This is a genomic window from Bacillus sp. FSL K6-2841 (assembly GCF_037976435.1).
In the GTDB taxonomy this organism is placed as follows: Bacteria; Bacillota; Bacilli; order Bacillales; family Bacillaceae; genus Bacillus; species Bacillus pumilus.
This window is the reverse complement of the sequence record NZ_CP150266.1, coordinates 592,334-612,325: the sequence shown is the minus strand read 5'-3', so window position 1 is coordinate 612,325 and position 19,992 is coordinate 592,334. Positions and strand designations below refer to the sequence as shown.

The 19,992-nt window shown below is 44.0% G+C and carries 19 protein-coding genes, 4 tRNA genes and 3 rRNA genes; 4 read left to right on the top strand and 22 right to left on the bottom strand.

Going from position 1 to position 19,992, the window contains the following annotated elements:
* Nucleotides 1-90: 90 nt before the first annotated feature.
* From MHH68_RS03080 to groES, 6 genes are all read right to left on the bottom strand, one after another.
* A complete protein-coding gene (locus MHH68_RS03080) occupies nt 91-702 on the bottom strand; it encodes an FMN-binding negative transcriptional regulator (RefSeq protein WP_058015557.1) in 612 nt (203 codons plus the stop codon).
* A 20-nt stretch (nt 703-722) separates the two neighbouring features.
* Entirely contained in the window at nt 723-1,241 is a 519-nt protein-coding gene (locus tag MHH68_RS03075) for a GNAT family N-acetyltransferase (protein WP_058015558.1), read from the bottom strand.
* Nucleotides 1,242-1,263: 22 nt separating this feature from the next.
* Nucleotides 1,264-1,716 carry a MarR family transcriptional regulator gene (locus MHH68_RS03070; RefSeq protein WP_058015559.1) on the bottom strand — a complete coding sequence of 151 codons (453 nt, stop codon included), beginning with the start codon at nt 1,714-1,716 and terminating at the stop codon, nt 1,264-1,266.
* 115 nt (nt 1,717-1,831) lie between these two features.
* Complete coding sequence (locus MHH68_RS03065; RefSeq protein WP_268467507.1) at nt 1,832-1,957, bottom strand: hypothetical protein; 126 nt, start codon at nt 1,955-1,957, stop codon at nt 1,832-1,834.
* 135 nt (nt 1,958-2,092) lie between these two features.
* The gene (gene groL / locus MHH68_RS03060; RefSeq protein WP_034320371.1) at nt 2,093-3,727 is read right to left on the bottom strand and encodes a chaperonin GroEL; all 1,635 of its coding nucleotides are present in this window, start codon (nt 3,725-3,727) and stop codon (nt 2,093-2,095) included.
* A 55-nt stretch (nt 3,728-3,782) separates the two neighbouring features.
* Entirely contained in the window at nt 3,783-4,067 is a 285-nt protein-coding gene (gene groES / locus MHH68_RS03055) for a co-chaperone GroES (protein ID WP_003214120.1), read from the bottom strand.
* A 230-nt stretch (nt 4,068-4,297) separates the two neighbouring features.
* Between groES and MHH68_RS03050 the strand changes: the two genes are divergently transcribed.
* From MHH68_RS03050 to MHH68_RS03040, 3 genes are read left to right on the top strand one after another with little or no spacing between them, the layout of a single operon-like run.
* Nucleotides 4,298-5,032, top strand: a complete 735-nt coding sequence (locus MHH68_RS03050) for a CPBP family intramembrane glutamic endopeptidase (protein WP_058015560.1) — start codon at nt 4,298-4,300, stop codon at nt 5,030-5,032.
* A complete protein-coding gene (locus MHH68_RS03045; RefSeq protein WP_058015561.1) occupies nt 5,029-5,223 on the top strand; it encodes a YdiK family protein in 195 nt (64 codons plus the stop codon). The genes MHH68_RS03050 and MHH68_RS03045 overlap by 4 nt, the downstream gene beginning before the upstream one ends.
* A gap of 57 nt (nt 5,224-5,280) precedes the next feature.
* Nucleotides 5,281-5,904 (top strand): NUDIX domain-containing protein, encoded by a 624-nt coding sequence (locus tag MHH68_RS03040; RefSeq protein ID WP_339165058.1) that lies wholly within the window; start codon nt 5,281-5,283, stop codon nt 5,902-5,904.
* A gap of 42 nt (nt 5,905-5,946) precedes the next feature.
* Here MHH68_RS03040 and tatC read toward each other — a convergent pair whose 3' ends face one another.
* The 4 genes from tatC to moaC are packed head-to-tail and all read right to left on the bottom strand — an operon-like array spanning nt 5,947 to nt 8,085.
* Complete coding sequence (tatC, locus tag MHH68_RS03035) at nt 5,947-6,711, bottom strand: twin-arginine translocase subunit TatC (protein WP_339165057.1); 765 nt, start codon at nt 6,709-6,711, stop codon at nt 5,947-5,949.
* A gap of 6 nt (nt 6,712-6,717) precedes the next feature.
* Nucleotides 6,718-6,897, bottom strand: a complete 180-nt coding sequence (locus MHH68_RS03030; RefSeq protein ID WP_058015564.1) for a twin-arginine translocase TatA/TatE family subunit — start codon at nt 6,895-6,897, stop codon at nt 6,718-6,720.
* Nucleotides 6,898-6,924: 27 nt separating this feature from the next.
* The gene (locus MHH68_RS03025) at nt 6,925-7,578 is read right to left on the bottom strand and encodes a redox-sensing transcriptional repressor Rex (RefSeq protein WP_012009076.1); all 654 of its coding nucleotides are present in this window, start codon (nt 7,576-7,578) and stop codon (nt 6,925-6,927) included.
* Nucleotides 7,579-7,593: 15 nt separating this feature from the next.
* Entirely contained in the window at nt 7,594-8,085 is a 492-nt protein-coding gene (gene moaC, locus MHH68_RS03020) for a cyclic pyranopterin monophosphate synthase MoaC (RefSeq protein ID WP_025092758.1), read from the bottom strand.
* Between the two features lie 139 nt (nt 8,086-8,224).
* On the opposite strand from moaC, the gene MHH68_RS03015 reads away from it, so the two are divergent.
* Nucleotides 8,225-10,147 (top strand): ABC-F family ATP-binding cassette domain-containing protein, encoded by a 1,923-nt coding sequence (locus tag MHH68_RS03015; protein WP_339165055.1) that lies wholly within the window; start codon nt 8,225-8,227, stop codon nt 10,145-10,147.
* A 271-nt stretch (nt 10,148-10,418) separates the two neighbouring features.
* Here the strand turns inward: MHH68_RS03015 and tsaD are convergent, their stop codons facing one another.
* The 12 genes from tsaD to MHH68_RS02955 form a co-directional block, all read right to left on the bottom strand.
* A complete protein-coding gene (tsaD, locus tag MHH68_RS03010) occupies nt 10,419-11,447 on the bottom strand; it encodes a tRNA (adenosine(37)-N6)-threonylcarbamoyltransferase complex transferase subunit TsaD (protein WP_144463091.1) in 1,029 nt (342 codons plus the stop codon).
* A complete protein-coding gene (gene rimI, locus MHH68_RS03005) occupies nt 11,440-11,868 on the bottom strand; it encodes a ribosomal protein S18-alanine N-acetyltransferase (protein ID WP_003214231.1) in 429 nt (142 codons plus the stop codon). Before rimI ends, tsaD begins: the two co-directional genes overlap by 8 nt.
* Nucleotides 11,869-11,893: 25 nt before the next feature.
* A complete protein-coding gene (gene tsaB, locus MHH68_RS03000; RefSeq protein WP_339165053.1) occupies nt 11,894-12,583 on the bottom strand; it encodes a tRNA (adenosine(37)-N6)-threonylcarbamoyltransferase complex dimerization subunit type 1 TsaB in 690 nt (229 codons plus the stop codon).
* The gene (gene tsaE, locus MHH68_RS02995) at nt 12,564-13,031 is read right to left on the bottom strand and encodes a tRNA (adenosine(37)-N6)-threonylcarbamoyltransferase complex ATPase subunit type 1 TsaE (protein WP_058015579.1); all 468 of its coding nucleotides are present in this window, start codon (nt 13,029-13,031) and stop codon (nt 12,564-12,566) included. Before tsaE ends, tsaB begins: the two co-directional genes overlap by 20 nt.
* Before the next feature lie 22 nt (nt 13,032-13,053).
* A complete protein-coding gene (thiL, locus tag MHH68_RS02990; RefSeq protein WP_339165051.1) occupies nt 13,054-14,031 on the bottom strand; it encodes a thiamine-phosphate kinase in 978 nt (325 codons plus the stop codon).
* Between the two features lie 274 nt (nt 14,032-14,305).
* Nucleotides 14,306-14,382: transfer RNA gene (locus MHH68_RS02985), tRNA-Asp, on the bottom strand.
* Between the two features lie 47 nt (nt 14,383-14,429).
* Nucleotides 14,430-14,506: transfer RNA gene (locus MHH68_RS02980), tRNA-Met, on the bottom strand.
* Between the two features lie 18 nt (nt 14,507-14,524).
* A 5S ribosomal RNA gene (rrf, locus tag MHH68_RS02975) occupies nt 14,525-14,640 on the bottom strand.
* Nucleotides 14,641-14,701: 61 nt separating this feature from the next.
* Nucleotides 14,702-17,632 (bottom strand): 23S ribosomal RNA (locus tag MHH68_RS02970).
* A 182-nt stretch (nt 17,633-17,814) separates the two neighbouring features.
* Nucleotides 17,815-19,363 (bottom strand): 16S ribosomal RNA (locus MHH68_RS02965).
* Together the 16S, 23S and 5S rRNA genes with 4 tRNA genes alongside form the textbook arrangement of a ribosomal RNA operon.
* 134 nt (nt 19,364-19,497) lie before the next feature.
* Nucleotides 19,498-19,571, bottom strand: a tRNA-Gly gene (locus MHH68_RS02960).
* A gap of 11 nt (nt 19,572-19,582) precedes the next feature.
* Nucleotides 19,583-19,659, bottom strand: a tRNA-Arg gene (locus MHH68_RS02955).
* Nucleotides 19,660-19,992 lie beyond the last annotated feature (333 nt).

The following is a 19,992-nucleotide window of genomic DNA, read 5'->3' as shown; positions in this document are numbered from 1 at the left end:
ATGTAATTTTAAAGAAAATGTGACATTATAAGCCAAGGTATCTTATATCTCTCAAATAAAAAAGCACTCTTGATCATAAGAGTGCTTTTCTCATACATCTTTTACTCCCTTTTTCATTGCCTCAGCCATTTCCACGTCACCCTCTGCTTCCAACTTTTCAATGATGTGAGCATAATCCCTTTCATTGCGATTTTGGCTTATTTTAAAAGCAGCCTGAACTTCATCAATGATGATTTTAAAGCCTACAATGCCTTTCATTTGTTTCTCTAACAATTCATCAGACAACGTATGCCATAACACTGGTTGTTCTCTATGGCTTTCGTATGTCTCCAGCATCGTTGTTAATTCTTTGACCAGTTCCGATTTTTCAAGCAGTTTAGCCTTTCCATAAACATGAACAGCTTGGTAATTCCATGTCGGTACTGCTTCTTTTTCATACCATGAAGAGGATATGTAGGCATGCGGCCCTTGAAAAATCACGAGCACCTGCTCATTCTCTTCAAACGTTTTCCACTGAGGATTTCCAATGGCCATATGCCCTGAGATCACAAACGAATCTTCAATTTGAAGAAAACTCACTGGAATATGTGTCGCAATGGGCTTTCCATCCGTCGTGGTCACAACTGTTGCAAATGAATGTGATTGAATAAATGCTTTTACTTCCTCCATATCTTTCACTTGAAAAAATGATGGAATATGCATGTTCCCTTCCCCCTTTTTGATCAGCTAAGTGTTTTGGTCATAATGAGGTCCAATTGTTCTTCGTCTCCCAAAAGGAAGGCGTGCACCCCTGTTTGAACAAACCCAAGCTTTTGATAAAATGCGATGGCCGCTTTGTTGTGCTCCCACACGCCAAGCCAAACATCACGTTTATGATATTCCTTCGCGATCTCAAAAGCTTGATTGATTAAATATCGGCCTAATCCTTGTTTTTGAAAGGACTGCTTGATATAAATTCTTTCAATCTCTAACGCTTCACTTCCCATCTCTTCTGACTGCGCATCCTCCATATTGACCTTCAAATAACCAGCAACTTCGCCATTCACTTGAACAAAATAGAACTGTGAAAATGGATGATGTAATTCTTTTAACAGCTGGTTCGGATGAAAGGCTGTCTTTACGTAAGCATCGATATTTTCAGCTTCGTTTGGATCCTGAAAGGTTTCTTTAAACGTGTCGCTGCCGACTTTTTGCAGCTCTTTTACATGCTGATCATTACATGGAATAAAAGTAACGGTCATTGAAGTTATCACTCCTTATCATTTAGTAGCGTCTCTTATTTCCTTTTTTCACATAATCCCAATCTTTTTCGATATTTTGTCTTATCCTGTGGAGATACTCATTTATCTGTTCCACTTCCTCTTCAGAAAATCCATCCAGCGCTACTTGATTCGAGTAATCATGTTCTCGTTTGATCAGTGGATATATGATTTTCCCTTTATCGGTTGGAAACAGCTTTTTGATTTTTTTATTCACCGGGTCATCTTTCTTCTCAATAAAACCATGAAGCTCTAGTTTTTTGATAGCACGAGCAGCCGTTGTTCGATCCACCTTGATCATTTCCGCTAGCTTTTCCTGAATGATGCCCGGCTCCTCACAAATACGCACAAGATACAAATACTGCCCCTTCGTTAAATCGTACTCTTTAAATTCAATATTACTAATAGAATCAAGCGCCCGAGCAATAACGCCGATTTCCCGTAAAATCTCTTTCATTTATCACGACTCCCTTTTGTTGCATTTACAATAAATTATTAAAATTAGTATAGTTCATTAATGTTGTATTTGCAATAAAAAACCTACTTCCTCTGTAGAAGTGGGTTGCAACCTCTTATTTATCACGCTTTTTCGATCCAAACAACCCAAACACGACGGCCAGTACAACAATAATCGCTACCCAAGTAGTAAAGCCCATGTGATCACCGCTTTTCTTTTTAAAATCATTCAAACTCTTCACTTAAGAAAAAGTTCCCAAAATCACTATCTCTTATGTTAACGAATGAGAAGCGGTGAAGGTTTCAATTCATCAACATTCTTGACCAAATGAAGACATAACAAAAACCCCTATATTTCAAGGGGTTTTCGAGGGTGTTTACATCATTCCACCCATACCGCCCATGCCGCCCATATCCGGCATTCCGCCGCCTGAGCCGCCTTCTTCTGGTTTGTCAGCAACGACTGCTTCAGTTGTTAGAAGCATTGCTGCAACAGAAGCTGCGTTTTGAAGTGCAGAGCGAGTTACTTTTGTTGGGTCAACGATTCCTTTTTCGATCATGTTTACCCATTCGTTTGTTGCTGCGTTGAAGCCTACGCCAATTTCTTCGTTTTTCAAGCGCTCAACGATGACTGATCCTTCAAGACCTGCGTTGTGAGCGATTTGACGGATTGGCTCTTCAAGAGAACGTAGAACGATGTTTACACCTGTTTGAACGTCACCATCTGCTTCGATTGAAGCGACTTTTTTGTATACATTCACAAGTGCTGTACCACCACCGGATACGATACCTTCTTCAACTGCTGCACGAGTTGAGTTCAAGGCATCCTCGATACGTAGTTTACGCTCTTTTAGTTCTGTTTCAGTTGCAGCACCAACTTTGATGACAGCGACGCCACCAGCTAGTTTTGCAAGACGTTCTTGTAATTTTTCTTTATCGAATTCAGAAGTTGTTTCTTCAACTTGCGCACGGATTTGGTTGACGCGTGCTGCGATTTGAGCAGAATCTCCTGAGCCTTCTACGATCGTTGTGTTTTCTTTAGTCACAACGACTTTAGACGCACGGCCAAGCTGACCGATTTCAGTTGATTTTAGGTCAAGTCCTAGGTCTTCTGTGATTAACTCTCCGCCAGTTAGAACAGAGATGTCTTCAAGCATTGCTTTACGACGATCACCGAATCCAGGTGCTTTTACTGCCACTGCGTTGAATGTTCCACGAAGTTTGTTCACAACAAGTGTTGCAAGTGCTTCGCCTTCTACATCTTCAGCAATGATCAACAATGGTTTTCCTTGTTGTACAACTTGCTCAAGTACAGGAAGGATTTCTTGAATGTTTGTGATCTTTTTATCCGTGATTAAGATGTAAGGATTTTCAAGAACTGCTTCCATCTTATCAGAATCTGTCACCATGTATGGTGAAGCATATCCGCGGTCAAACTGCATTCCTTCAACCACTTCAAGCTCAGTTGTGAACCCTTTAGATTCTTCGATTGTGATCACGCCGTCGTTACCTACACGCTCCATTGCTTCAGCGATTAGGCTTCCCACTTCTTCATCTGCTGCAGAAATAGACGCAACTTGAGCAATTGATTCTTTGCCTTCGATTGGTTTAGAAATCTCGTGCAAGCCTTCAAGTGCTACTTTCACTGCTTCTTCGATCCCTTTACGAACGCCAACAGGGTTTGCACCAGCTGTTACGTTTTTAAGACCTTCACGGATCATCGCTTGAGCTAGAACTGTTGCAGTCGTTGTACCGTCACCAGCTACGTCGTTTGTTTTGCTTGCAACTTCAGCCACAAGTTTTGCACCCATGTTTTCAAATGCATCTTCTAATTCGATTTCTTTTGCAATCGTTACACCATCATTTGTGATAAGTGGAGAACCGAATTTTTTCTCAAGAACCACGTTACGTCCTTTAGGTCCTAAAGTTACTTTTACAGCATCTGCAAGTGCATCTACACCACGTAACATCGCGCGACGTGCTTCTTCACTGAACTTAATATCTTTTGCCATAATAACGAAACCTCCTCAGTCTTTTTAAAAATGTATCTCAATGTTTTTTATGTGATTAACCAATAACAGCTAAAATGTCGCTCTCACGAAGGATTAAATATTCTTTGCCTTCATATTTCACTTCAGTGCCTGCATATTTTGAGAAGATAATGCGGTCGCCTGTGTTTACTTCTAACGCAACGCGCTCACCACTTTCAAGTACACGGCCTGAACCTGCTGCAACAATTTTACCTTCTTGCGGTTTTTCTTTTGCAGAATCCGGTAACACAATACCGCTAGCGGTTTTTTCCTCAGATTCAACGAGTTCAATGATTACGCGATCGCCTAATGGCTTTAACATAAGAAACAACCTCCTCAATTTTTATATGTAGTCTTTTTTTAGCACTCATCACCAGTGAGTGCTAACACATTTATTATAATAAAGAATGTCTTCTGTAATTTCAAGTAAAAACCTTTAAAAATTTTTACGCTTTCATGATCTTTTTTCAACTCAGATTCTTTCCTTTTCATCGAAAAAGAAGACTTGTGTTACAATAAATCTAGTTCTTTTAGTAAAGGGGTTTTCGTTACTTGAAAAAACAATATTGGTACATCATCTTAACGTATATATTGGTGCAGGTTTCTGCGTTTCCGTATGTGTTCATTATGAAGTGGTTAGGTTACATTCAGACACCGATGACACAAGCAGAGCTCTCTAAATTGTCAGGTACATGGACAATCATCAGCTTCTGTGTCGGATTAATCATTATTCTGCTCATCCTTCGGACTGTACCAAGAGCTTCACTTCGAAATGAAGCACCGGTTTCAGTCGGCGCGGCAATCGTTTGGATCATTGTCGGTTTCTTTCTTTCCCTCTTAGCACAATCAATTGCGGGGGCGATTGAACAATATGCATTTGGCATTGGCCGAGAATCCGAAAATACTCAAAACATTTTAGCCATTATGGATGCAGTTCCATGGCTTGTGATCGTCATCGCCCTGATTGGACCGATATTAGAGGAAATTATTTTTCGAAAAATCATCTTTGGTGTGGTTTATGAAAAAACGAATTTTTTCATTGGAGCACTTGTCAGTTCAGTGGTTTTCGCTGCTGTACACAATGATTTCCCCCACATCTTGCTCTATACCGCAATGGGCTTTACCTTTGCCTTTTTATATGCGAAAACAAAACGAATCATTGTTCCAATCGGTGCTCATATGCTGATGAACTCGCTCGTCATTCTTGTGCAGATTGAGCCAGTAAGAAAAATGATTGAAGAACAATCTCAAACGATGCAAATGATTATTGGAGGCTTTTTCTCATGAGAAACCCTGTCGTATGGGGCATCATTTATTTTGCCGTAGGTGTGGCTTTCACCTATATGGCCATTCAAAATCCAGGTGACATGTGGTCATTTTACAGCATTTTGCTGATGGTGTTTGCGGCCTATAATATTAATATCTCGCTCAAAATGTTTGCCTTCTCTGTTAAACTTAAAAAACAGCAGCAAAAATAAATCAAAAACCATTTTCCGCACGTGGAGAATGGTTTTTTTATGGGGGGACAAGTTTTCATGGAACAAGAAAAACTGAACATCTTAAATGAGCAGCATGAAACGATTGGAGTTACAACCCGTTCAGATGTCCACACCCAAGGCCTTTGGCATGAAACCTTTCATTTCTGGCTTCTCAAAAAGGAACATGACACCATGTATCTCTATTTTCAGCTAAGAAGTCCCGCCAAAAAGGATTTCCCTTCTCTTTTTGATATCACCGCAGCAGGTCACCTTCTTGCAAATGAACAGCCTTCTGACGGTATGAGAGAGGTAGAAGAAGAGATTGGTCTTACTATACCTTTTGAGGATTTGACCTTTGCAGGAGTTATACAGGATGAAATCCATCTACCCGATTTGACTGATCGTGAATTTTGCCATGTCTATCTTTACGTCCATCAAGAAGAGCAGATGAACATTCAATTACAAAAAGAAGAAGTCGCTGGACTTTACAGAGCAAAGCTAATGGATGCACAGCAGCTTTTCACAAGAAAATGTGAAAACATGCAGCTGGAGGGCTTTGAAATTGATGAAACCGGAGAACGATGTGAGGAAAGCAGAGTAGTCTGTATACAAGATTTTGTACCGCATAAGCCTTCCTATTATCAGCATTTATTTCAAGCGATCAATCAATTCCTTTCATAATAGAAAAAGCATCGTGACCCTTATTTGGATCACGATGCTTTTTTATGAGACATCATAACTTTCTTTCTCCTCTGTCTCTGTTTGCTGCATTTTGCGATAGGTCACTCTCGAAATGCCGATACTCACTTCGTATAAAACGAGCATCGGCAAGGTAACCATGAGGTGAGAAACGATCTCTGGCGGTGTAATGAGTGCGGCAATGACAAGGAGGACAAAATAGGCATACTTCCGTATTTTTGATAAAAACATCGGTGTGATGATGCCAAGTCTTGTGAGAAACATCAACACGACGGGCATCTGAAACAAAAAGCCAAATGGAAGTGTTAACTGCATCAGAAATGTAAAATACTCATGAATCCCAATCACTTGCTCTACATTTAAATCATTCGACATCCGCATCAGAAAATCGACGACAAACGGAAACAAAATAAAATAAGAGAAAGCCACACCGCTCAAAAATAAAAGCAGTGCAATCGGAATATAAGCAAGTGTCACCTTTCTTTCTTTTTCATATAAGCCAGGACTCACAAACGCCCACAGCTGATACAAAATCACAGGACACGTCAAAATCAAAGCAATGACAAATGCGAACTGCATAAACACGTACAGCGGATCTGTGAGCTTAAATGCATTTAGTGTCAGTGTGGCCGCTTCATCGGTATTTTGTAAATACACAATGACCGGCTTAGCAAGAAAAAAACCAGCCACCATAAAAGCGACAAAAAACATCGCAATGATCACTAAACGTTTTCGCAGTTCCACAATATGCTCCATAAGCGGCATATCTTTGACATTCATGAAGCTCATCCTATTCTACTGATCTTCTTTTTTCTTACTTTCTTCCTGATCATCAGCTAAACCCTTTGTGGCATTTTTGAATTCACGTAATGTATCTCCTGCTGCTCTTCCTAATTGAGGAAGCTTTTTCGGCCCAAAAATAATGAGCGCAACAATCGCAATCAGAACCAAACTTCCAGGACCAATCGGACCCATTTGCTCCACCCCCTTTACCCCTTTTCGTCAATCCTCCTGTGTAATAGAGTAATGCTTTAAGAAATACACAAGAGACTGAAGTTCAACCGCCAAATCTATATGATGAATTCGAATGTGTTCCGGCACATTCAATCGGGCCGGCGTAAAATTAAGGATCCCTTTGATGCCAAGGGCAATCAAACGATCTGTAATGGGTTGAGCTGCTACGGCAGGTACTGTCAAAATGGCAACAGGAATATCTCCTACCTCTTGAACATGCTCTTCAAGCTTATCCAAATCATAGACAGGCACGCCGCCTATCTCACTTCCTATTTTACTCTCATTGACGTCAAAAGCCATTGAAATTTTTGTATTATTGTTTTTGATGAAATTATAGTGTAAAAATGCAGTCCCTAAATTCCCGACACCGATGAGCATGACATTGGTCATTTCATCTTGGTCAAGTGTTTTTCTAAAGAAGGTCAAAAGGTAATCGACATTATAGCCATACCCTTTCTTCCCAAGTGCACCAAAGTACGAAAAATCTCGGCGAATGGTAGCAGAATCCACTTTGACTGCATCACTAAGCTCTGCTGATGACACCCTTTGTTTTCCTGATGCATGCAGATTTTTTAAAAAACGGTAATATAGCGGCAAACGTTTGGCTGTCGCTTGTGGAATTTTTGACTGATCTATATTCATATAAGGTCCTCCAACTTAAATATCAGATGCTCTGTGAAAATCACCGTTTTTCCCGCCTGTCTTTTCAATTAAATAGGTAGGACCGATGATCATGCCTTTATCAATCGCTTTGCACATGTCGTAAACAGTCAGTGCACATACTGAAGCAGAAGTGAGCGCTTCCATCTCCACACCCGTACTTCCTTTTGTTTTCACTTGTACTTGTATGTTCAGAATGTGCGCATTTCCGTCTTCCTCCCAATCAAAGGAGATATCCACACCTTTTAGTGCAAGCGGATGACACATTGGAATGATGGTAGATGTTTGCTTTGCTGCCATGATGCCAGCAACCTGTGCAACAGACAGCACATCCCCTTTTCCAATTTCACGTTGCTCTATTTTATGAAACACTTCTTTTATCATACGAACACTTGAAACAGCAACAGCGGTTCTCACGGTAGACGATTTGTCACTAATGTCGACCATCTTTGCTCTTCCTTGTTCGTTAAAGTGGCTAAATTGACTCATCTTTTCAACGCTCCCTCACTCAAATGATACACTATTTTTTCCTATCTGTCTTTCATTTGAATATGGCGATTGTATGTATCATTTGCCGGTTTACTGCTGATAAGCTACACTTAACATATTATAGCAGAGGTGAAGTTACATGATGATTCTACAAGTGAATCAGCTGTCCAAATCGTTTGGTGCTGATACCGTTTTAACGAATATAAAATTGGAAGTGAAAGCAAGGGATCGGATTGCCATTGTAGGTCGTAACGGCGCAGGCAAATCCACCCTTTTGAAAATCATCGCCGGTCAATTGTCTTACGAGCAAGGTGAGATCATCAAACCGAAGGACCTATCGATTGGCTATTTAGCACAGCATACCGATGTGACGTCTACACGTACGTTAAAAGACGAATTATTATCGGTTTTTGATCATTTGAAAAAGATGGAACAAGAGATGAGAACCATCGAGGAGAAAATGGCTTCCTCCACAAGTTCGGAGCTGGATTCCCTCATGAAAACCTATGACAGGCTACAGCAGGAATTTAAAGATCAAGGCGGCTATCAATACGAAGCAGACGTCCGCTCCATTCTTCATGGACTCGGCTTTAGTCACTTTGAAGATGAGACAACCGTTCAATCCTTAAGCGGCGGCCAGAAAACCCGTCTAGCACTTGGAAAGCTCTTATTAATGAAACCGGAGCTCTTAATTCTGGACGAGCCGACAAACCATTTAGATATTGATACCTTATCATGGCTGGAGCAGTATTTGCAAAATTATACAGGCGCCATTCTGATCGTGTCCCATGACCGCTACTTCTTAGACAAAGTGGTGAACCATGTATATGAAGTCTCAAGAACTGCCATGAAAAAGTTTGCAGGCAACTATAGTAAGTATCTTGATCTGAAAGCTGAGCAGCTAGAGCGCGATATGAAACTTTACGAAAAGCAGCAAGAAGAAATCTCAAAACTTCAAGATTTCGTAGATCGCAACCTAGCAAGAGCCTCAACCACAAAGCGCGCTCAGAGCAGACGCAAGCAGCTGGAACGGATGGATCGTATAGATAAGCCATTAGGTGATGAAAAATCGGCAAACTTTCATTTTGATATTGCGAGACAAAGCGGCAATGATGTGCTGAAGGTACATGATCTCGACATTCGTTATGATGAAAAAACACCGCTTCTATCCTCTCTTTCTTTTCAGATCAAACGCGAGGATAGCGTAGCACTCATTGGTCCTAATGGAATCGGGAAATCAACCCTTTTAAAAACGTTAACGAACACATTAAAGCCTGTAAAAGGCGACATCACCTTTGGATCTCATGTCACAATCGGCTACTATGACCAAGAACAAGCCAAACTGACATCCTCCAAAAAAGTGCTCAATGAGCTTTGGGATGACTATCCTCATATGAATGAAAAAGAAATTCGGACATGTTTAGGGAACTTCCTCTTTTCCGGTGACGACGTCTTAAAGCCCGTTCATGCATTAAGCGGTGGAGAAAAAGCGCGCCTTGCCCTGGCAAAGCTGATGCTCCAAAAAGCCAATTTCCTGATACTTGATGAGCCTACGAACCATTTGGACTTAGATAGTAAGGAAATTCTAGAAAATGCACTGATTGATTATCCAGGAACCATCTTATTTGTCTCGCATGACCGTTATTTTATCAACCGTCTGGCAACGAAAGTATTCGAGCTGTCGCCAACAGAAACAAAAGAGTATCTCGGTGATTATGACTACTACCTTGAAAAGAAAAATGAACAATTAGAGCTTAAGGCGATTCAAGAAAATGAGGCGCTTAAAAAACAAGCAGCAAAGCCCGTTGAAACGGCAAAGCTTTCTTATGCGGAAGAAAAAGAACTGAAAAAGAAAGAAAGACAAAAGCAGCGCAGAATCGAGGAAATTGAAGAGCGGATTGCTAACATTGAAGCGAAGCTTGGTGAAAATGAAGAGCTTCTATGTGATCCTGCCATTTTTCAAGATCACGAGAAGGTCCAAAACATTCAAACAGAAAATGATACGCTTCATCAAGAGCTGGAATCCCTTTTCTCAGAGTGGGAAGAGCTATCCGAATCTTAAAGAGTGCCCTAATGGGTGCTCTTTTTTCTTTTAGTGAAAATTTATTATCCACATTAGTATCCACAATAACTTCTTTATTATTCTTTTAAAAATTGGACTTATCCACTTTATCCACAGAGATTTAATCACATATCCACATGAAAGACCGTGTTTGTGCACATCCACTTCATTTTAAAACGAAATTTTCTAATAATTGTGGATATATCACGTTTACATGTGAATAAATCGCTTTCATTAAAAATGAAAAAAACCTGTGTATCCACAGGAGTTTTCATTCATATGAGACAAGCGGTAAGCCCGGCTGGCCATTCATTGCCATATCGCCTCTTATACCTTTTTCAAACGCAATGGTTCCAGCAGCAGCGATCATGGCTGCATTGTCTGTGCAAAGAGATAACGGTGGAATGATGACCTTCACGTCAGGAATCTTTGTGAATGCTGTCGTTAAGGCTTCTCTCAGTCCTTTATTGGCAGCGACTCCACCAGCTAGGACAACCTGCTTGACACCATAGGCCTCAGCCGCTTTTAATGTTTTCCCAACAAGCACCTCAATGACACTTGCTTGAAAGCTTGCTGCCAAATTCTCTGGAGCAATTGTTTCTCCTTTTTGAGATGCGTTGTGTAGTGTGTTAATAACAGCTGATTTTAATCCACTAAAGCTAAAGTGGTAGGAACCTTCTTCAAGCCATGCACGAGGAAGCTTAATCGTTGGCTCTCCTTCATGTGCTAACCGATCAATATGAGGTCCGCCTGGATACGGAAGACCCATCGTCCGGGCCACTTTATCGTAAGCTTCTCCAGCCGCATCATCTAATGTTTCTCCGATCACCTCAAAACAGCCGTGCTCTTTCATTAGTACAAGCTCAGTATGTCCACCAGAGACAACAAGAGCCAAGCATGGAAACTGCAATTCATCTACAAGTTGGTTTGCATAAATATGCCCCGCAATATGATGGACACCAACAAGAGGAATTTGATGGGCAAAGCTCAGTGCCTTGGCTGCATTGACACCGATCAGAAGGGCACCGACTAAGCCTGGTCCTTCTGTAACAGCAATGGCATCTAAATCCTGAAAGCTCATATTGGCCTGTGCCATTACTTCTTCTAACACGATGGTGACTTGCTCCACGTGATGCCTTGAAGCAATTTCTGGCACAACTCCGCCAAACCGTTTATGGCTTTCTATTTGCGACGCGACCACATTCGCTACTATTTCTTTTCCATTTTTCACAATAGATGCAGCTGTTTCATCACAGCTTGTCTCTATACCTAATATGAATCGATCTGTTTGTTCATTCATTTATATTCACCCACATAACCAATGCATCTTCTCCATTATCCGTATAATAATTCTTTCGAATAGAAGCTGGTCTGAAACCAAGCTTTTCATAAAGGGATTGTGCAGGTGTATTTGAAACCCGCACCTCTAAAGAAAGATGATCTGTCTTTTTTTCTTTACAAAACTCCATGACATATCGCAGCAATGCTTCCCCGTAACCCTTTCCTCTATGCTCAGGGAGAATCGCAATGTTCGTAATTTGTGCATCGTCCATGACGATCCAGACCCCGCAATACCCAACAGGCTGCTCATCTTCTTCAATGAGGAAATAATGGCTGTACTGGTTATGAAGAATCTCATAGACAAATGATTCTTTTTTCCAAGGGGCAGTAAACGAATGCACTTCAATCGTATACACCTCTGGAATGTCCGCTACCGTCATTTTTCGAATCTCGGTTATGTTGAGATTATTTTTGTCCTTCAAGCCATTTCACTTCCGCTTCTGCCATACGAATATAGTTAGGAACAAGCTGATGGACATCTTCAGCAGGACGATCTGCCCCTAAAAACGCAAGCATTGAAGGTCTTGGGTTATGAAAAGCTCCCTCTGCTATCACAGCCGTTTCTCCTAAAATGGAGCGAATGCTCTCTTCATGAAGATGCACATCCTGTCCAAGGAATAGGACAGGCTTTCCTGTCTGCTTCAGCTCATGAAGCCAATCCGTGAGCAAGATATTTTGGTCTTGTTTGATCTCTTGGATCTTTCCTTCTTCAAACGTATATAGTCCAGTATAAACTTGTCCTCTTCTCGCATCAAATAGTGGTGAGATCCATCCATCAAAGTATTGACCATTTGCCGCAAGTGTTTCTAAACTCGAAACAGCCGATATCGGGATAGACAGCGTCCATGCGAGTGTTTTTGCAATGGTCACACCGATTCGAACACCAGTGTAGGAACCAGGTCCTTTCGCTACAACAATTTTACTTAGCTCACTTGGGGCTACACCACATTCTTTCATCAATGCCTCAACAGTCGGCATTGCTCGGACGGAATGGTTCTTTTTTAAATACGTAATGCTCTCACCAATCACTGTGGAATTTTTGACAAGGGCAATTCCTAGTGTATGGTTTGACGTATCAATTGCCAGTATGGTCAAATTCTTTCATCTCCTTACAAAGGGCCTCATAGCGGTCCCCTTTTGCACTAAACGTGAGATGACGTTCTTCTTCACGTTCTGTTCTTAGCATTTCTATTTTCAAATAGGAGGAAGGCAATTGAGGTCCAATGAGATGTGCCCACTCAACCAAGCATACACCTTCGCCCTCAAAATATTCTTCGAGCCCGATATCTTCTTCCGCATCTTCCATGCGGTACACATCCATATGATAAAGTGGCAGTCTGCCATCAGTATATTCTTTAATAATCGTAAAGGTAGGGCTGTTGACGATACGGGTAATCCCTAAGCCTTCTGCAAAACCTTTTGAAAAAGTCGTTTTGCCTGCGCCTAAATCCCCTTCTAATGTCAAAACATCGCCTGGCATCACAAGTTTGGCCAATGCAGCGGCAATTCGTTTCGTCTCATCCGCACCTTTTGTCGTCCACATTAATTTCACTGTGGATGTCACCTCATTTCTTAAAATGATTATATCCTTTTTTCGTTAACATTGTTTGCTGTTCATTATCTTTTAATAGAACGCTTGCTGTTTGGCCATCTTTGACTTGTCCAATACGGGTGATGTAAATGTGTTCTTTTCTGCATTGCATTTCAAAGCTTTCCCAATCAGCCTCTGGAATCGTACCAGTTAATACAAAGTCTTCCCCGCCAAATAACACCCATTCCAGCCAGTCTTTACGCAGCACTGGTAAATCTGGATGTATGGGGAGCTTGTTTGTTTCTATCTCTATCGTCACATGACTCGCTTCGGCTATCTCATTCAGCTCACTCGCTAATCCATCACTCACATCATTCAAGGCGACCCGCGGGAAGCTTGAGCAAATGAGACCAGCAGTAATGTGTGGCTGAGGCTTTTTATGACGCTCAAGAAAAAAAGCTGTGTCGACTGCCTTGGGAGGGGCTACTTCGTTCATTAAAAGTGATAAGCCAGCAGCTGATGAACCCAGCTCACCTGTGACAAAGACGACGTCTCCTGTCTGAGCACTGTGACGATAACAAGCTTTTCCCTTTGGTACTTCGCCAATGACCGTTACTGTAATGACAAAGTCACTGCGAGTGGCCACCGTATCTCCACCAATCAAATCCATTTGATAAGTATCAGCGAGTGCTTTCATTCCCTCGTAAAGAGCTGAAACGACCGTCTCATCACCATGAGGCGGAATCGCAATTGATACAAGATAATACTTTGGGGTTCCTCCCATTGCGGCGATATCACTGACATTGACCGCTAGTGCTTTAAAGCCAATCTCAAAAGGTGCGGAAAAATCAAAGCGAAAATGGACATGCTCCACCATTGTATCAACACAAACGACCTCTTCACAATGTGAATGAGGTTGATAAACACTTGCATCATCTCCGATGCCCATAATTAAAGAACGCTGATGTGTTTCTTTTGGTGTAATTCGGCGAATAAGATCAAATTCATCCATAAAAAGACAGCCCCTTCATGCAATCAATTGATTGAATAGACACGATGTCAGACATAATTAGTATTAGTGTAAGCCAATATGAGTTTCAGTTTCAATTAAAAATGATATAAAGAAAGCCTGGTATGAAAAAACCAGGCTGGGTTGAAGTGATCTATCTTTTTTTACATAACGTGTAGCCAAACACAAACCCATTCAATGTATCTTGGATACGTATGAAAAGAAAAAGACATAAAAAAAAACGAAACTATACGTTTTCGTTTACAAGTCATAAAAATGGCGGTCCGGACGGGACTCGAACCCGCGACCTCCTGCGTGACAGGCAGGCATTCTAACCAACTGAACTACCGGACCATTTTGGTTGCACTCAATGAGCACTCCCATTGGTATATAAAATAATTTGGTTGCGGGGGCAGGATTTGAACCTGCGACCTTCGGGTTATGAGCCCGACGAGCTACCGAACTGCTCCACCCCGCGACGATATAAATTTAACAAGCTTGGCGGCGTCCTACTCTCACAGGGGGAGACCCCCAACTACCATCGGCGCTGAAGAGCTTAACTTCCGTGTTCGGTATGGGAACGGGTGTGACCTCTTCGCTATCGCCACCAAACCTGATGGAGAGAATGTTCTCTCAAAACTAGATAACAATGTTCAAACTTCACATTAGAATAAAGGTTAAGTCCTCGATCTATTAGTATCTGTCAGCTCCACGTGTCACCACGCTTCCACCTCAGACCTATCAACCTGATCATCTTTCAGGGATCTTACTTCCTTGCGGAATGGGAAATCTCATCTTGAGGGGGGCTTCATGCTTAGATGCTTTCAGCACTTATCCCGTCCGCACATAGCTACCCAGCGATGCCCTTGGCAGAACAACTGGTACACCAGCGGTGCGTCCATCCCGGTCCTCTCGTACTAAGGACAGCTCCTCTCAAATTTCCTGCGCCCGCGACGGATAGGGACCGAACTGTCTCACGACGTTCTGAACCCAGCTCGCGTACCGCTTTAATGGGCGAACAGCCCAACCCTTGGGACCGACTACAGCCCCAGGATGCGATGAGCCGACATCGAGGTGCCAAACCTCCCCGTCGATGTGGACTCTTGGGGGAGATAAGCCTGTTATCCCCGGGGTAGCTTTTATCCGTTGAGCGATGGCCCTTCCATGCGGAACCACCGGATCACTAAGCCCGACTTTCGTCCCTGCTCGACTTGTAGGTCTCGCAGTCAAGCTCCCTTGTGCCTTTACACTCTGCGAATGATTTCCAACCATTCTGAGGGAACCTTTGGGCGCCTCCGTTACATTTTAGGAGGCGACCGCCCCAGTCAAACTGCCCACCTGACACTGTCTCCCTGCCCGATAAGGGCAGCGGGTTAGAAGGTCAATACAGCCAGGGTAGTATCCCACCGATGCCTCCACCGAAGCTAGCGCTCCGGTTTCCAAGGCTCCTACCTATCCTGTACAAGCTGTACCAACATTCAATATCAGGCTGCAGTAAAGCTCCACGGGGTCTTTCCGTCCTGTCGCGGGTAACCTGCATCTTCACAGGTACTATAATTTCACCGAGTCTCTCGTTGAGACAGTGCCCAGATCGTTGCGCCTTTCGTGCGGGTCGGAACTTACCCGACAAGGAATTTCGCTACCTTAGGACCGTTATAGTTACGGCCGCCGTTTACTGGGGCTTCAATTCGCACCTTCGCTTACGCTAAGCGCTCCTCTTAACCTTCCAGCACCGGGCAGGCGTCAGCCCCTATACTTCGCCTTACGGCTTCGCAGAGACCTGTGTTTTTGCTAAACAGTCGCCTGGGCCTATTCACTGCGGCTTCTCGGGGCTTTAACACCCTAAGAAGCACCCCTTCTCCCGAAGTTACGGGGTCATTTTGCCGAGTTCCTTAACGAGAGTTCTCTCGATCACCTTAGGATTCTCTCCTCGCCTACCTGTGTCGGTTTGCGGTACGGGCACCTCTCACCTCGCTAGAGGCTTTTCTTGGCAGTGTGGAATCAGGAACTTCGCTACTAAATTTCGCTCGCCATCACAGCTCAGCCTTCACGGGAAACGGATTTGCCTATTTCCCAGCCTAACTGCTTGGACGCGGATATCCAATACCGCGCTTACCCTATCCTCCTGCGTCCCCCCATTGCTCAAATGGTGAGGAGGTGGTACAGGAATATCAACCTGTTGTCCATCGCCTACGCCTTTCGGCCTCGGCTTAGGTCCCGACTAACCCTGAGCGGACGAGCCTTCCTCAGGAAACCTTAGGCATTCGGTGGACGGGATTCTCACCCGTCTTTCGCTACTCATACCGGCATTCTCACTTCTAAGCGCTCCACCAGTCCTTCCGGTCTGACTTCACAGCACTTAGAACGCTCTCCTACCACTGTTCGTAAGAACAGTCCGCAGCTTCGGTGATACGTTTAGCCCCGGTACATTTTCGGCGCAGAGTCACTCGACCAGTGAGCTATTACGCACTCTTTAAATGGTGGCTGCTTCTAAGCCAACATCCTGGTTGTCTAAGCAACTCCACATCCTTTTCCACTTAACGTATACTTTGGGACCTTAGCTGGCGGTCTGGGCTGTTTCCCTTTCGACTACGGATCTTATCACTCGCAGTCTGACTCCCAAGGATAAGTCATCGGCATTCGGAGTTTGACTGAATTCGGTAACCCGGTAGGGGCCCCTAGTCCAATCAGTGCTCTACCTCCGAGACTCTTACCTTGAGGCTAGCCCTAAAGCTATTTCGGAGAGAACCAGCTATCTCCAGGTTCGATTGGCATTTCACCCCTACCCACACCTCATCCCCGCACTTTTCAACGTGCGTGGGTTCGGGCCTCCATTCAGTGTTACCTGAACTTCACCCTGGACATGGGTAGATCACCTGGTTTCGGGTCTACGACCACGTACTCATGCGCCCTATTCAGACTCGCTTTCGCTGCGGCTCCGCATCTTCTGCTTAACCTTGCACGGGATCGTAACTCGCCGGTTCATTCTACAAAAGGCACGCCATCACCCTTTAACGGGCTCTGACTACTTGTAGGCACACGGTTTCAGGATCTATTTCACTCCCCTTCCGGGGTGCTTTTCACCTTTCCCTCACGGTACTGGTTCACTATCGGTCACTAGGGAGTATTTAGCCTTGGGAGATGGTCCTCCCGGATTCCGACGGAATTTCACGTGTTCCGCCGTACTCAGGATCCACTCTGGAGAGAACAACATTTCAGTTACAGGGCTGTTACCTTCTTTGGCGGGCCTTTCCAGACCTCTTCGCTTATATCGTTCCTTTGTAACTCCGTATAGAGTGTCCTACAACCCCAAGAGGCAAGCCTCTTGGTTTGGGCTGTTCCCGTTTCGCTCGCCGCTACTCAGGGAATCGCATTTGCTTTCTCTTCCTCCGGGTACTTAGATGTTTCAGTTCCCCGGGTATGCCTTCTCATACTCTATGTATTCAAGTATGGATACTACTCCATTACGAGCAGTGGGTTTCCCCATTCGGAAATCTCCGGATCAAAGCTTGCTTACAGCTCCCCGAAGCATATCGGTGTTCGTCCCGTCCTTCATCGGCTCCTAGTGCCAAGGCATCCACCGTGCGCCCTTTCTAACTTAACCATTTCTTACTTTAGAAAGAATCACTATGTGTGATGAACTTTGCATTGCATTCAATGTGAATGTATTACTTATTGTTATCTAGTTTTCAAAGAACAATCCTGTCTCGCTAGAGACATGTCTTGAAGGAATGATCCTTCAAAACTAAACAAGACGAAAACGCACGCTGCTCCATATATCCTTAGAAAGGAGGTGATCCAGCCGCACCTTCCGATACGGCTACCTTGTTACGACTTCACCCCAATCATCTGCCCCACCTTCGGCGGCTGGCTCCATAAAGGTTACCTCACCGACTTCGGGTGTTGCAAACTCTCGTGGTGTGACGGGCGGTGTGTACAAGGCCCGGGAACGTATTCACCGCGGCATGCTGATCCGCGATTACTAGCGATTCCAGCTTCACGCAGTCGAGTTGCAGACTGCGATCCGAACTGAGAACAGATTTATGGGATTGGCTAAACCTTGCGGTCTCGCAGCCCTTTGTTCTGTCCATTGTAGCACGTGTGTAGCCCAGGTCATAAGGGGCATGATGATTTGACGTCATCCCCACCTTCCTCCGGTTTGTCACCGGCAGTCACCTTAGAGTGCCCAACTAAATGCTGGCAACTAAGATCAAGGGTTGCGCTCGTTGCGGGACTTAACCCAACATCTCACGACACGAGCTGACGACAACCATGCACCACCTGTCACTCTGTCCCCGAAGGGAAAGCCCTATCTCTAGGGTTGTCAGAGGATGTCAAGACCTGGTAAGGTTCTTCGCGTTGCTTCGAATTAAACCACATGCTCCACCGCTTGTGCGGGCCCCCGTCAATTCCTTTGAGTTTCAGTCTTGCGACCGTACTCCCCAGGCGGAGTGCTTAATGCGTTAGCTGCAGCACTAAGGGGCGGAAACCCCCTAACACTTAGCACTCATCGTTTACGGCGTGGACTACCAGGGTATCTAATCCTGTTCGCTCCCCACGCTTTCGCTCCTCAGCGTCAGTTACAGACCAGAGAGTCGCCTTCGCCACTGGTGTTCCTCCACATCTCTACGCATTTCACCGCTACACGTGGAATTCCACTCTCCTCTTCTGCACTCAAGTTTCCCAGTTTCCAATGACCCTCCCCGGTTGAGCCGGGGGCTTTCACATCAGACTTAAGAAACCGCCTGCGAGCCCTTTACGCCCAATAATTCCGGACAACGCTTGCCACCTACGTATTACCGCGGCTGCTGGCACGTAGTTAGCCGTGGCTTTCTGGTTAGGTACCGTCAAGGTGCGAGCAGTTACTCTCGCACTTGTTCTTCCCTAACAACAGAGCTTTACGATCCGAAAACCTTCATCACTCACGCGGCGTTGCTCCGTCAGACTTTCGTCCATTGCGGAAGATTCCCTACTGCTGCCTCCCGTAGGAGTCTGGGCCGTGTCTCAGTCCCAGTGTGGCCGATCACCCTCTCAGGTCGGCTACGCATCGTCGCCTTGGTGAGCCATTACCCCACCAACTAGCTAATGCGCCGCGGGTCCATCTGTAAGTGACAGCCGAAACCGTCTTTCATCCTTGAACCATGCGGTTCAAGGAACTATCCGGTATTAGCTCCGGTTTCCCGGAGTTATCCCAGTCTTACAGGCAGGTTACCCACGTGTTACTCACCCGTCCGCCGCTAACATCCGGGAGCAAGCTCCCTTCTGTTCGCTCGACTTGCATGTATTAGGCACGCCGCCAGCGTTCGTCCTGAGCCAGGATCAAACTCTCCGAAAAAGTACAAAACCGAAGTTTTGTTTTTCGTCAGCGTTTGACTGACTACCTATGATATTACATAGGATTTTTTATAAAAACTCGAATTAACAGGTACGTTTTGTCTTGTTTAGTTTTCAAAGATCATATTTAAAAAATGGAGCGGGTGATGAGAATCGAACTCACGACATCAGCTTGGAAGGCTGAGGTTTTACCACTAAACTACACCCGCGTGATTTGTATTGGCGCGCCCGAGAGGAGTCGAACCCCTAACCTTTTGATCCGTAGTCAAACGCTCTATCCAATTGAGCTACGGGCGCTTAATCAGGCGACTTAATTATCTTAACATATCGTTTTTATCAAGTCAACATCTTTTTAAAATTTGTTTGCCGCATGTGTTTGAATGTCTTTGTTTCAAATACGTCATCAGCGACGAATAAAAATATACCATGGATCATATAAAAGGGTCAATACATTTTTCTAAAAAAGTTTCATGTTTTTTAAGAAGTGGTTTTTTCTTAGATAACTAGAGATGCGATAGCCCTATTTTCTTCTCTTTCTTCATAATTCTAATGATTCTTAAATAAAATCTTTCTAAATCCAAAGGAGGACAAAACATGGTCACATAGAATTTTTATTTATTGGAAAATTCT

What these genes read in the sequence shown, in the direction of transcription:
- MHH68_RS03080 (WP_058015557.1), bottom strand. Translation starts at nt 702, where the DNA reads ATGCATATTCCATCATTTTTTCAAGTGAAAGATATGGAGGAAGTAAAA.
- MHH68_RS03075 (WP_058015558.1), bottom strand. Translation starts at nt 1,241, where the DNA reads ATGACCGTTACTTTTATTCCATGTAATGATCAGCATGTAAAAGAGCTG.
- MHH68_RS03070 (WP_058015559.1), bottom strand. Translation starts at nt 1,716, where the DNA reads ATGAAAGAGATTTTACGGGAAATCGGCGTTATTGCTCGGGCGCTTGAT.
- groL (WP_034320371.1), bottom strand. Translation starts at nt 3,727, where the DNA reads ATGGCAAAAGATATTAAGTTCAGTGAAGAAGCACGTCGCGCGATGTTA.
- groES (WP_003214120.1), bottom strand. Translation starts at nt 4,067, where the DNA reads ATGTTAAAGCCATTAGGCGATCGCGTAATCATTGAACTCGTTGAATCT.
- MHH68_RS03045 (WP_058015561.1), top strand. Translation starts at nt 5,029, where the DNA reads ATGAGAAACCCTGTCGTATGGGGCATCATTTATTTTGCCGTAGGTGTG.
- MHH68_RS03040 (WP_339165058.1), top strand. Translation starts at nt 5,281, where the DNA reads ATGGAACAAGAAAAACTGAACATCTTAAATGAGCAGCATGAAACGATT.
- tatC (WP_339165057.1), bottom strand. Translation starts at nt 6,711, where the DNA reads ATGAGCTTCATGAATGTCAAAGATATGCCGCTTATGGAGCATATTGTG.
- MHH68_RS03030 (WP_058015564.1), bottom strand. Translation starts at nt 6,897, where the DNA reads ATGGGTCCGATTGGTCCTGGAAGTTTGGTTCTGATTGCGATTGTTGCG.
- MHH68_RS03025 (WP_012009076.1), bottom strand. Translation starts at nt 7,578, where the DNA reads ATGAATATAGATCAGTCAAAAATTCCACAAGCGACAGCCAAACGTTTG.
- moaC (WP_025092758.1), bottom strand. Translation starts at nt 8,085, where the DNA reads ATGAGTCAATTTAGCCACTTTAACGAACAAGGAAGAGCAAAGATGGTC.
- MHH68_RS03015 (WP_339165055.1), top strand. Translation starts at nt 8,225, where the DNA reads ATGATGATTCTACAAGTGAATCAGCTGTCCAAATCGTTTGGTGCTGAT.
- tsaD (WP_144463091.1), bottom strand. Translation starts at nt 11,447, where the DNA reads ATGAATGAACAAACAGATCGATTCATATTAGGTATAGAGACAAGCTGT.
- rimI (WP_003214231.1), bottom strand. Translation starts at nt 11,868, where the DNA reads ATGACGGTAGCGGACATTCCAGAGGTGTATACGATTGAAGTGCATTCG.
- tsaE (WP_058015579.1), bottom strand. Translation starts at nt 13,031, where the DNA reads ATGTGGACGACAAAAGGTGCGGATGAGACGAAACGAATTGCCGCTGCA.
- thiL (WP_339165051.1), bottom strand. Translation starts at nt 14,031, where the DNA reads ATGGATGAATTTGATCTTATTCGCCGAATTACACCAAAAGAAACACAT.